Genomic DNA, 11,114 nt, shown 5'->3' with positions numbered 1-11,114 from the left:
TCACCTTCGAAGGCCGGCTGACCCCGACCACTCGATAACTAGTCAAGATCGAGATACACCGAAAACTGGACACACCCTTCCAGGTTGGGGGTGGGGTGGGGGGATTACCGGGTTTTCCGGGTGGTGATTCGGCTTGGCGTGGTAAGTGAGTGTGAGGACTTGGCGGGCGCCGGGGTGGGAGGGTGTGTCATGCCGTGGGCGAGGGTGTCGGACGGCGGTATGCGGTCACTCACCGTGGCGTACGCGGTACGGCATGCATGTCCCGGCCGCCTGGGGAAGGGGGCGGTGGGGGTACACGGCCTGGGTGATGCCCAGGGCTCCGCCGGGGCCGCACGGTGCGGACCCCATCAAAAGGCGGCGCGCAGACGGTGCCGGGCGTGAGGACTGTGCGTGGGCCGTGCGAAGGCTGTGTGTGAGCTGTGCGCGGGCGGCGCGAGGATCGCGTGGCGGCGACGGAGAGGGGCCGGATGGGACGCGGGGACGGCGGATCGTTCTGCCGAGCCGGTCTCGGTGAGGCCGCGGACGTCGTGATCGGGAAGTGTGTTTCGACCTTGTACGGACGCCCTCGCGCAGGTAGGCGGCGGCGGCCCGCCGGGCTGAGTGCGGAAAGGCGGACCAAGCTATCGGTTCGCCTCGCGTATCGCACACTCCGCAATTAGTGTGTTACACATCGTGAGTCAGGGAAGGGGGAATGACGTGGCGACGACACGTCATGTCTCGGCAAAGCCTCGCGGCGGCGGCGTTTCGGCGTTGGCCGACCGATGGCCCCTGCTCGGGCAGCGCTGGGCGCTGGTCGTCTATCTGTGCGGGATCGTGGTCCTGCACGTCGGCGGCATCGTCTACGTCGGCTCCGAGACCGCTCTGCGGTGGGCGGACGTGGCGACCTTCGTCGCGCTGATGGCCTGTGGCGCCGTCTGTATCGAGGCGACCCGGCGGCTGGGCATGCCCGCCGGCGTGTCCCGTGACCTGCTCTCCGCCTGGTGGTTACCGGTCGCACTCCTCCTCCCGCCCTTCTACGCCCTGCTCGCCCCCATCCCGCTGCAGATCCTGCTGCAGACGCGGGTGCGGCAGACGGTGCTCTATCGGAGGGTCTGCAGCAGCGCGGCGATCGGCCTGGCCGGGCTGACGGCGTCCGTCGTCTTCCACACGGCGGTGGACGAACGGATCGAACTTCGCACGGCCACCCCGACCGCGATCGCCATGGCCGTGGTCGCCGCGCTGCTCTTCACCGTGATCAACACCGCCCTCATCGCCGTCGCCGCGCATCTGGCCGACCCCGACATCGGGTGGCGGGCCGTCCTGTGGGACCGCGAGAGCCTGCTGCTCGACATCGTGGAGCTCTGTCTGGGCGTGCTCGTCGGCCTGGCCTGCGGGCTCAACGTCGCCCTGCTGGTGCTGGCGCTGCCACCGGTGGTGCTGCTCCAGCGCAGCCTGCTGCACGCCCAGTTGCAGGCGGCGGCCCGCACCGACCCCAAGACCGGGCTGCTCAACGCCGCCGCCTGGCAGCGGGAGGCCGACACGGAGATCGTGCGCGCCAGGCGCACCGGAGACACCCTCGGCCTGCTGATCATCGACATCGACCACTTCAAGCGGGTCAACGACCGATTCGGTCACCTGGTCGGCGACCAGGTCCTCATCGAGGTCGCCAAGGCGTTGCGCGGCCAGTTGCGCGAATACGACGTCGTGGGCCGGTTCGGCGGCGAGGAGTTCGTGGTCCTGCTGCCAGGGGCCGACCTGGCCGAGGCCCATCGGGTCGCCGAGCGGCTGCGCACGCGCATCGGCCGGATGGCCGTCCCCACCGACCACGAGGTGATCACGGTGACCGTCTCGGTGGGGCTCGCGATCAGCACTGTGCACGGCGACGATCTGCTCGACCTGCTGGCCGCCGCCGACCTCGCCCTCTATCGGGCGAAGGAGCTGGGCCGCGACCGCACCTGCCTGCCCGCCGTCCCGGTGCCGGGCGGGGGCACGCCCGCCGCCGCCCCGGTGCCCGCGCCGATCGCGGGCGCGAAGAGCGCCACCCTGGGCACCTCCACCACGCAGGCGGCCCCGCCCGAGCCGGTGAGTCCTCCGGAGCCCGTAGACGCGGCCGAGCCGGTCGAGACCTCCGCCGACGCCGACGGCGCCGCCGTACGCGAAGCCGTGCACGAAGCCGTTCGCGAAGAGGCCGCCTGGCAGGTACCGCCCGCCGCACCTTCCTGAGCGCGTCCCGGCCGTACCTGGGCGAAGATCGTTTGCCGGGCCGGACCAGGAAAGATGGGCGAGGAGTTCGGGGACGGTCTCGCGGTCGCCATCCGCCACTAAGCTTGAGAGCATGCCGGAGTACATCTACACGTTGCAGCGCGTGCGCAAAGCCCATGGCGACAAGGTCGTCCTCGACGATGTGACGCTGCAGTTCCTGCCGGGCGCGAAGATCGGTGTGCTGGGCCCGAACGGCACCGGCAAGTCCACGTTGCTGAAGATGATGGCGGGCCTCGAACAGCCGTCCAACGGCGATGCCCGGCTGATGCCCGGCTTCACGGTCGGCATCCTTCAGCAGGAGCCTCAGCTCGACGAGTCGAAGACGGTGCTCGGCAACGTCGAGGACGGCGTGGCCGAGACCAAGGCGCTCCTCGATCGCTACAACCAGATCGCCGAGGAGATGGCCACCGACTACAGCGACGAGCTGCTGGAGGAGATGGGCCGACTCCAGGAGCAGCTCGACCACCGCAACGCGTGGGATCTCGGCAGTCAGCTCGAACAGGCGATGGACGCGTTGCGCTGCCCGCCGCCCGAGGCCGAGGTCAGCACCCTGTCCGGTGGCGAGCGCCGCCGCGTGGCGCTGTGCAAGCTGCTGCTGGAGGCCCCCGACCTGCTGCTGCTCGACGAGCCCACCAACCACCTCGACGCCGAGAGCGTGCAGTGGCTGGAGCAGCACCTGGAGAAGTACGCGGGCACCGTGCTGGCCGTCACCCACGACCGCTACTTCCTGGACAACGTGGCCACCTGGATCCTTGAGCTCGACCGCGGGCGCTGCCACCCCTACGAGGGCAACTACTCCACCTACCTGGAGAAGAAGGCCGCCCGGCTGCGGGTCGAGGGCCAGAAGGACATCAAGCGCAAGAAGCGCCTCGAAGACGAGCTGGAGTGGGTCCGCTCCAACCCCAAGGCCCGGCAGACCAAGAGCAAGGCGCGTCTGCAGCGCTACGAGGAGATGGCGGCCGAGGCCGACAAGTACCGCAAGCTCGACTTCGAGGAGATCCAGATCCCGCCGGGCCCGCGCCTGGGCACCACGGTGATCGAGGCGCAGAAGCTCACCAAGGGCTTCGGCGAGCGCGTGCTGATCGAGGATCTGTCGTTCCAGCTCCCGCGTAACGGCATCGTCGGTGTGATCGGTCCCAACGGCGTCGGCAAGACCACGCTGTTCCGCATGATCACCGGGAACGACACCCCTGACGACGGCGCCATCGTGGTCGGCGAGACCGTGCAGATCTCCTACGTCGACCAGTCGCGGGCGGGCATCGACCCGAGCAAGAACGTCTGGGAGGTCGTCTCCGACGGGCTCGACCACATCAAGGTCGGGCATGTCGAGATGCCGTCCAGGGCCTACATCGCGGCGTTCGGCTTCAAGGGGCCCGACCAGCAGAAACCGTCCGGCGTGCTGTCGGGTGGCGAGCGCAACCGCCTGAACCTCGCGCTCACCCTCAAGCAGGGCGGCAACGTGCTGCTGCTCGACGAGCCGACCAACGACCTCGACACCGAGACCCTGTCCAGCCTGGAGAACGCGCTGCTCGACTTCCCGGGCTGCGCGGTGATCACCTCGCACGACCGGTGGTTCCTCGACCGCATCGCGACCCACATCCTGGCCTGGGAGGAGGGGTCGAACTGGTTCTGGTTCGAGGGCAACTTCGCCGACTACGAGAAGAACAAGATCGACCGCCTGGGCGCGGACGCGGCCCGGCCGCATCGGGTCACCTACCGGCAGCTTCGGCGCGACTAAGACCGCACAACCCCGCGATCACCTGGCAATGTCGGAAAGACGTACCGTATGTCCGTATCGTCGCCGGGGTGGAAGTTTAAGGGGGGTTTTAGTGGTTGGCCGAGAGGTAGGGGTCCGGGCGACCATGGCCGTGTGAGTAATGTGCGACGGCGATGGTGGATCCTGGCACTGGGTGTCAACGCGCACACGTTGACCACGGTCGGGATGTTCGGGCTACCGGTGCTGCTTCCGGCGATCCGTGACGAACTGGGCGTGTCCCTGGCCGTCGCGGGCATCCTGACCGGAGCGCCGAGCGTGGGGGCGATGGCGTGCCTCATCCTGTGGGGCATGCTCGCCGACCGGAGCGGTGAGCGGGTGGTGCTCGGCACCGGGGTCACGGGCTGCGCGCTGCTGCTGGGGCTCGCCGCCATGGCGTCCCAGCCCGCCGTGCTCGGTGTGGTGCTCGCGCTGATGGGCGCGGCGGGGTCCGCGGCCATCGTGGGCGGCGGGCGCATCGTGCTGCGCTGGTTCCCGCCCGAGCTGCGGGGGATCGCGATGGGGCTGCGGCAGGTCTCCTTCCTGCTCGGCATGGGGCTCGCCGCGTTCGTCCTGCCGCCGGTGGCCCGCGCGCACGGGCTGGGCGGCGCGCTGCTCGCCTGCGCCCTGGCCACACTGGTGGCGGGCGTGCTGGCGGCGGTGTTCGTGGCCGACCCGCCGCTCCCGCGCACCGCGCCCGCCACGGCGTCCGCGCCTGCCGAACGGGCCGCATCGCCTTCAGCGTCACCTTCAGCCACTTCACCTTCAGCTTCGCCTTCGCCGTACCGCAAGCCGGAACTGTGGCGGGTGCACGCGACGAGCGCGCTGCTGGTGGTGCCGCAGTTCGTGGTCAGCACCTACGGCGTGAGCAGCCTGGTCGACGGCCACGCGTGGTCGCAGGTGGACGCCGGCCGGGTGTTCGGCGCGGCCGCCCTGGTGGGCGCGGCGGCCCGGCTGGCCGCCGGATACTGGTCGGACCGCACGGGACGCCGCATGGCTCCGCTCCGGGTGATCGTGGTGGCCACCGCCGTGGTCATGGGCCTGCTCGCGGTGGCCGAGCGGATGAGCCCGTGGGCGGGGGTCGCGGCGCTGGCCCTTGCCGCCGTGGTCACGGTCAGCGGGAACGGCCTGGCCTACCTGGGCGCGGGGGAACTCGCGGGTCCGGGCTGGGCGGGGCGCGTGCTCGGCGCGCACAACACGGTCCAGAATGTCGTCTCCTTCCTGGCCGTCCCCGCCCTCGGCGTGGTGATCGGCGTCTCCGGCTACTGGGCCGGCTTCGGCGTCGGAGCGCTCTGCGCCCTCGCCGCCGTCCCCCTGATCCCGATCGTCGCCGAACGCCGCGCAGCCGCCGCCAAGGCGGCCGCCCGCCCCACCCCGCGCGAAGACCGCACCCCCACCCCCTGCCGCGGCTGAGGAGCCCGTCAACTTCAGTGGGTGAGCCAGGCGGCGGTGTCGGGCGGGAGAAGAGCGGATGTGAGGGGGGCGCTGGTGATGAGGACGTTTTGGTGCGGGGGGAGTGGCGTGGGCTCTGTGCCGCAGTTGAGGACGCAGATGAGGGAGCCGCGGGCGAAGGTCAGCACGTCGTCAGGGGAGTCGAGCCAGTCGATTCCGGCGGGCAGGGAGTCGCGTAGCCGGCGGCGCAGAGCGAGGGCCGTGCGGTGGAACTCGAGTGTCGAGCCGGGGTCGCCGGTCTGGCGTTCCACGGTCAGGGTGGCCCATTCGGCGGGCTGGGGCAGCCAGGGCAGCACGCCCTCGCCCGCGAACCCGTACGGCTCGGCCGTCCCCGACCACGGCAGCGGGACGCGGCAGCCGTCGCGGCCCGCGAGTTCACCCTTGGTGCGGATGAAGATCGGATCCTGCCGTAGTTCCTGGGGAATGTCCTTCACTTCGGGGAGGCCGAGTTCATCCCCCTGGTAGAGATACGCCGACCCAGGTAGGGCAAGAGTTGTCAGCATGGCGGCCTTGGCCCGCGCGAGGCCCGCGCCCGGCTGTGACTCCGCGTAGCGGGTGCGGTGGCGGACGACGTCGTGGTTCGACAATACCCATGTCGGCGCGGGCACGGTGCCGAGGGTGTCGTCGATCACCTTGCGGAAGGAGGCGGGCGACCAGGGGGCCTCCAGCCAGGCGAAGTTGAAGCTCTGGTGCAGTTCGTCCGGCCGCAGGTACCGGGCGAGGTCTTCGACGGAGTCGGTCCAGACCTCGCCGACGGCCATCCGCTCGCCCGGATAGGAGTCGAGCAGCACACGCCACTCCCGGTAGACCTCGTGCACCTCCGGACGGCCCCAGATCGGCGACTCGGCCTTGAACGCCTGGTCGGCGGGGGGAGCGTCGGGCAGGCCCTCCTCCTTGAACAGGCCGGTGGCGACGTCGATGCGGAAGCCGTCCACGCCTCGGTCGAGCCAGAACCGCAGGACGTCGAGGAATTCGGCGGGCACCTCGGGGCGGCGCCAGTTGAAGTCGGGCTGCTCGGGGGCGAACAGGTGGAGGTACCACTGCCCGTCGGGCAGGCGGGTCCAGGCGGGGCCGCCGAACGTGGACTGCCAGTTGTTGGGCGGCTCGTCGCCGGAGGTGACGAAGATGTAGCGGTCGCGCTCAGTGGAGCCGGGTGCGGCGGCGACGGCCTCGCGGAACCACGGGTGCGCCGAGGAACTGTGGTTGGGGACGATATCGATGATCAACCGCAGCCCCCGGGCGTGGGCCTCGGCGAGCAGCGCGTCGAAGTCGGCGAGGTCGCCGAAGAGCGGATCGACGTCTCGGTGGTCGGCGACGTCGTAGCCGCCGTCGGCCATGGGGGAGGGGTAGAACGGGGTCAGCCAGATCGCGTCGATCCCGAGGCCGGTCAGGTAGTCGAGTCGGGCGCGGATGCCCGCGAGATCGCCGACGCCGTCGCCCGAGGCGTCGGCGAAGCTGCGGACGTAGATCTCGTAGACGACGGCGTCATGCCACCAGGGGGAGGTCGAGGTCATGCTTCCGGGGTGCCCGCTCCCGCCGGGGCTATGCCGTGGACGGCGGGGCGGCCGGGACGTCGGGCGCGTTCACCAGGCTGTGCGCGGCGTAGACGAGGTAGTCCCAGAGCCGCGTCTCCTGGTCTTTCGGCAGCTCCAGGGAGAGTACCGCGTCGTGCATGTGGCGCAGCCAGGCGTCGCGCTCGGCCGACCCGATGACGAACGGCACGTGCCGCATCCGCAGCCGTGGGTGGCCGCGACGATGGCTGTAGGTGTTCGGGCCGCCCCAGTACTGCTCCAGGAACATCCGCAGCCGCTCCTCGGCCCCGGTGAGGTCTTCCTCCGGGTAGAGCGGGCGCAGCAGCGGATCATCGGCCACGCCCTCGTAGAAGCGGTGGACCAGGCGACGGAAGGTCTCTTCGCCTCCCACGGCCTCGTAGAAGCTCTCCGGCTCCTCGGCGTTCCCTGACATGCAACCCAGCCTAAGTCACCCGCCACAGCGCCCTGTACGGCCTCAGGCGGTGGAGACGAAGGGGATGGACTCCCGGTCGAGCGCGGCCTTGACCCGCATGCGGAGTTCGCGGGCGATCTCGGCCTGGCGGGCGGGGAGGGTCTTGGCGCTGATCCGGAAGATCACCGCGGTGTCGGAGATCTGCTCCAGGCCCCAGACCTGCGGCTCCTCGACGATCACCCGGTCGCGGTAGTCGGTGTCCTCCCACAGCTCCGTGGCGACCCGGTTGAGGATCTCGCGCACGGCGGGGATGTCGGAGTCGTAGGCGACGGGGACATCGAGTGAGGCGCGTGACCAGCCCTGGGACTCGTTGCCGATCCGGGTGATGGTGCCGTTGCGGACGTACCAGACGCGGCCGTCCACGTCGCGCAGCCGGGTGACCCGCAGCGTGACGGCCTCGACGGTGCCGACGGCGGGCCCGACGTCTATCACGTCGCCCACGCCGTACTGGTCTTCGAGCAGCATGAACATGCCGGCGATGAAGTCCTTCACCAGCTCCTGGGCGCCGAACCCGACGGCGACGCCGAGGATGCCGACGCTGGTCAGCAGGGGCGCGAGTTCCACGCCGAACTGGGAGAGGATCATGAGCACCGCGGTGCCGATGATCACTATGTTGGCGATGTGGCTGAGCACCGAGCCGAGGGTGTCGGCCCGTTGCCGTCGGCGCTCGTTGAGCAGCAGGGCGCCGTCGTCGAGCGCCGCGCCGCCGCGCTGGCGCAGCCGCTCGGGGATCACGCCCTCGGCGGCCCTGCGGGTCGCGCGGATGATCAGCTTGCGTACCAGGTTGCGCAGTACGATGGCCGCGATCATGGTCAAGATGATGATGACGAGCCAGGTGGCCAGTGGCGCGATGTTCTCGGGCAGGAAGCTCCGGAACAGCGGGCAGAGCACATCACCACCGGATCCGCCGGAGCACACCCTCGCGACCGTGTTGGTGAGGTCGGAGATCGAGGGCAGGTCGGGAGCGGGCGCGGGTTTGGCAGGCGCGAGCGGCAGCACGTTGAACACGAGCGGCAACACGTGTGGGATCCCCCCGGATCGGTTCGGCCGGCAATCGGGCGAGTCGAAGGACTCCCCCAATAGTGCCGACCGAACCGGCCGCCGTCACATCACGCCGGGGAAGACGGGCATACCCGGTCCGGGCCGCGGAGGGCGGGCCGGGCGCTCCGGTGGCGGACGGCTCGGCACGAACACGCACCCGGAGCGTGTTCCGTGCCGTTACCGGGAGGGGCCCCCGATGGCCCTCCGGACCTGCCGGAGGACGTTTTGTCGCGCCTTACCATCACCTGCGCTCAATCTGACAGATTTGATTCGTTGTGATTCCGGGTCGATTTCGTGATCAACGGAAAGCCGCGATGGGCGCGCGGCGGCCGTGGCCGCGCCCCGCGGCCGCCGCGCGTCCGGTCATTCCCCCACCGCGGCGAGGACTCTCGCGACCTTGGTCGCCGCTCCCGCCGGGTCGTCGGCGCGGTGCATCAGCTCGCCCCAGGACCACCAGTAGTACCAGTCGAGCTGGTCGGGCACGGTCACCTGCCTGCACGTGACGTTCTCCGCGAGACTGGTCGCGGCCGGGTTGATCACCCGGACGAACGCACGGCCCGCCGGGGTGCGCACCACCCGGGCGAGCAGTCCGTGGGCGTCGAGTTCGCTCACCAGTCGCTCAAGGCGCCCGAAGTCGTCCTCGGCCACTTCGTCCCCTCCTCGTGTGTCGCCCGCCGGCACCGGTGTGACGGGTCGTTCGCGGGCGCCGGTCGTTGCCGCCGAAGTTCTGGTCGGCCCAACATGACTCAGGACACCGATGTGGTCAACGAGGCTCTGACCACTCCGAGTAGAGGCATTGTCACAAGTGGGTTGAAAGAAACCGTCCGGCGGGAGACGATCCTTAGCCGACGCTCAATTTCCGGGCGTTTTCAAGTTCTCATTAGTGGTCCATCATTCTCCTAGGCGCGGTGTGCAACCTGTGAGCTACGCTGCGTCAGCGAGTGGGGACGGTCATGACAGAGGCCAGCCCGCCCAGCTGGCCGTCGGGAGAGGGGCCGGAATGTCCGGCAGGCAGCACAGGGAGACCGAGTTAGCTCGGCGTATCCGGGCCAAAGGCCTGGCCGTCGGCCGTATCGCGGCTCAGATCGCCGAAGAGATCCATGAAACCTGCTCAACACAGTTCGGCACCACCCGAGTCAAGAGCCACCGGCTGGCGCACGGAATCGCGCTCGCCGACGTCATAGAACAGGTACGCGCGCTGTTCGAACGCGACGGCAAGCCGCCGCCCGGCATCGGCGAGACGCTCCTGTCCGCCTACGAGAGCGGCCTGAAGCGCCCGGGCCCCGAGTACCTGCACTACCTGTGCTCCGTCTACCGGGTCGAGCCGGCGGCGCTCGGCTACGACGGGCCGTGCATCTGCGGCCACACCCACAAGGGCCCGCTTCCCGGCCGGGGCGAGCCGCACGAGGGCAGGTCCACGCACGCGGGGCCGTCCGGCGGGCGCGAGCAGTGGGCCCCGCCGACGTCCGCGGGCTCGTCCGGTCCGGGCGGCGACGAGGACGAGCACGTGCTGCGCCGTACGCTCCTGGCGCTGCTGCGCGGCAAGGACGGCATGGGCGGCCTCGACGCCCCCGTGCACGGCGCGGTGGAGAACATCCGCAGGAGGCTCGACGAGACCCTGGTGTCGGCCACGGTCTCGCCCGCGATGCTCGACCAGTGGGAGGAGGCCACCGCCGGGTTCGGCCGCCAGTACATGAACACCCCGCCGCTGCGCCTGCTGTGCGACGTCATGCTGGAGTTCAGCGCGGTGCGCAAGGCGATGGACAAGCGCCAGCCCATCGATCTGCAGGAGCGCCTGTGCCGGATGGCCGCCCAGCTCGCCGGGCTGAGCGGCATGATCATGATAAATCTCGGCGACCACCGGCTGGCCCGCTCCTTCTTCCGGACGGGCCGCACCGCCGCCGACGAGACCGGCGACCGCGCGCTGCGCGCCTGGGTCTGCGCCAGGGAGGCACTGGTCCCGCTCTACTACGGCGACCCGCGCGAGGCGCTGAACCTCGCCAAGAAGAGCCGTGACCTCGCGGGGCAGACCCCCTGCGCCGCGCAGGCCATGGCTCCGGTCGTGGAGGCCCGCGCGCTGGCGGCCCTGTCGGGCGGCGGCAAGAAAGACGTGGTCGATCAGGTCAAGCGGGCGCTGCAACGGGCCAGGGCGGCCTTCTCCCAGATGACGCCCGGTGAGCAGGACGACTCGGCGTTCGGGTACACCGAGAGGCAGCTCTACTTCCACCAGGGCGACGCCCTGGTCAAGCTCGGCCAGGCGATGGAGGCCGACATGGTGCTGGAACAGGCGCTCGCCAAGTACGGCCCCAGCGAGTGGCTCGACCCGTTGCTGATCCGTTTCGACCGGGCCAAGTGCAAGGTCCTGGAGGGTGACTGCGACGAGGCGATGAACATCGGCTTCAAGATCCTCCGAGACCTTGAGGAGAACTATCGCACCGACATCGTGATGAAGCGCGCGCATGAACTCGCCAAGATGGTGGAGGCCAAGTCGCCGCAACACCCCATGCTGACGCCGTACCTCGATCTCGTCCGCGCTCTGACCAACGACGCGCAGGCGCACAGGAGCGCGGTCGCGCAGTCCGGCCGTGGGCACGAGGAGCCGGGCAGACCGATCACGTAGCCA

General features: G+C 70.1%; 8 protein-coding genes. 4 read left to right on the top strand and 4 right to left on the bottom strand.

All coding sequences use genetic code 11. From position 1 onward, the window contains the following. Positions 1-750: 750 nt before the first annotated feature. From P3X83_RS39775 to P3X83_RS39765, 3 genes are all read left to right on the top strand, one after another. Complete coding sequence (locus P3X83_RS39775) at positions 751-2,202, top strand: GGDEF domain-containing protein (protein WP_277310577.1); 1,452 nt, start codon at positions 751-753, stop codon at positions 2,200-2,202. A 112-nt stretch (positions 2,203-2,314) separates the two neighbouring features. Continuing rightward, a complete protein-coding gene (gene ettA / locus P3X83_RS39770; protein ID WP_277310576.1) occupies positions 2,315-3,979 on the top strand; it encodes an energy-dependent translational throttle protein EttA in 1,665 nt (554 codons plus the stop codon). Between the two features lie 132 nt (positions 3,980-4,111). Beyond that, on the top strand, positions 4,112-5,407 hold the full coding sequence (locus P3X83_RS39765; RefSeq protein WP_277310575.1) for an MFS transporter: 1,296 nt from the start codon (positions 4,112-4,114) through the stop codon (positions 5,405-5,407). A gap of 14 nt (positions 5,408-5,421) precedes the next feature. Here P3X83_RS39765 and P3X83_RS39760 read toward each other — a convergent pair whose 3' ends face one another. The 4 genes from P3X83_RS39760 to P3X83_RS39745 all read right to left on the bottom strand — a co-directional run bounded on the left by P3X83_RS39760 (position 5,422) and on the right by P3X83_RS39745 (position 9,139). Continuing rightward, positions 5,422-6,960, bottom strand: a complete 1,539-nt coding sequence (locus P3X83_RS39760) for a glycoside hydrolase family 13 protein (RefSeq protein ID WP_277310574.1) — start codon at positions 6,958-6,960, stop codon at positions 5,422-5,424. A gap of 28 nt (positions 6,961-6,988) precedes the next feature. Further along, positions 6,989-7,411 carry a globin gene (locus P3X83_RS39755; RefSeq protein WP_277310573.1) on the bottom strand — a complete coding sequence of 141 codons (423 nt, stop codon included), beginning with the start codon at positions 7,409-7,411 and terminating at the stop codon, positions 6,989-6,991. Between the two features lie 42 nt (positions 7,412-7,453). Beyond that, entirely contained in the window at positions 7,454-8,470 is a 1,017-nt protein-coding gene (locus P3X83_RS39750; protein WP_277310572.1) for a mechanosensitive ion channel family protein, read from the bottom strand. Positions 8,471-8,854: 384 nt separating this feature from the next. Continuing rightward, positions 8,855-9,139 (bottom strand): hypothetical protein, encoded by a 285-nt coding sequence (locus tag P3X83_RS39745; protein ID WP_277310571.1) that lies wholly within the window; start codon positions 9,137-9,139, stop codon positions 8,855-8,857. Positions 9,140-9,491: 352 nt separating this feature from the next. Between P3X83_RS39745 and P3X83_RS39740 the strand changes: the two genes are divergently transcribed. Then, a complete protein-coding gene (locus P3X83_RS39740) occupies positions 9,492-11,111 on the top strand; it encodes an XRE family transcriptional regulator (RefSeq protein WP_277310570.1) in 1,620 nt (539 codons plus the stop codon). Positions 11,112-11,114: the final 3 nt, after the last annotated feature.

This window comes from Spongiactinospora sp. TRM90649 (genome assembly GCF_029382225.1).
Classification (GTDB): Bacteria; Actinomycetota; Actinomycetes; order Streptosporangiales; family Streptosporangiaceae; genus Spongiactinospora.
This window is presented reverse-complemented; position numbering and strand designations above follow the sequence as displayed.

Excerpts from the sequence above, each read along its gene's own strand:
- ettA (WP_277310576.1), top strand. The coding sequence starts at position 2,315 with ATGCCGGAGTACATCTACACGTTGCAGCGCGTGCGCAAAGCCCATGGC.
- P3X83_RS39760 (WP_277310574.1), bottom strand. The coding sequence starts at position 6,960 with ATGACCTCGACCTCCCCCTGGTGGCATGACGCCGTCGTCTACGAGATC.
- P3X83_RS39755 (WP_277310573.1), bottom strand. The coding sequence starts at position 7,411 with ATGTCAGGGAACGCCGAGGAGCCGGAGAGCTTCTACGAGGCCGTGGGA.
- P3X83_RS39740 (WP_277310570.1), top strand. The coding sequence starts at position 9,492 with ATGTCCGGCAGGCAGCACAGGGAGACCGAGTTAGCTCGGCGTATCCGG.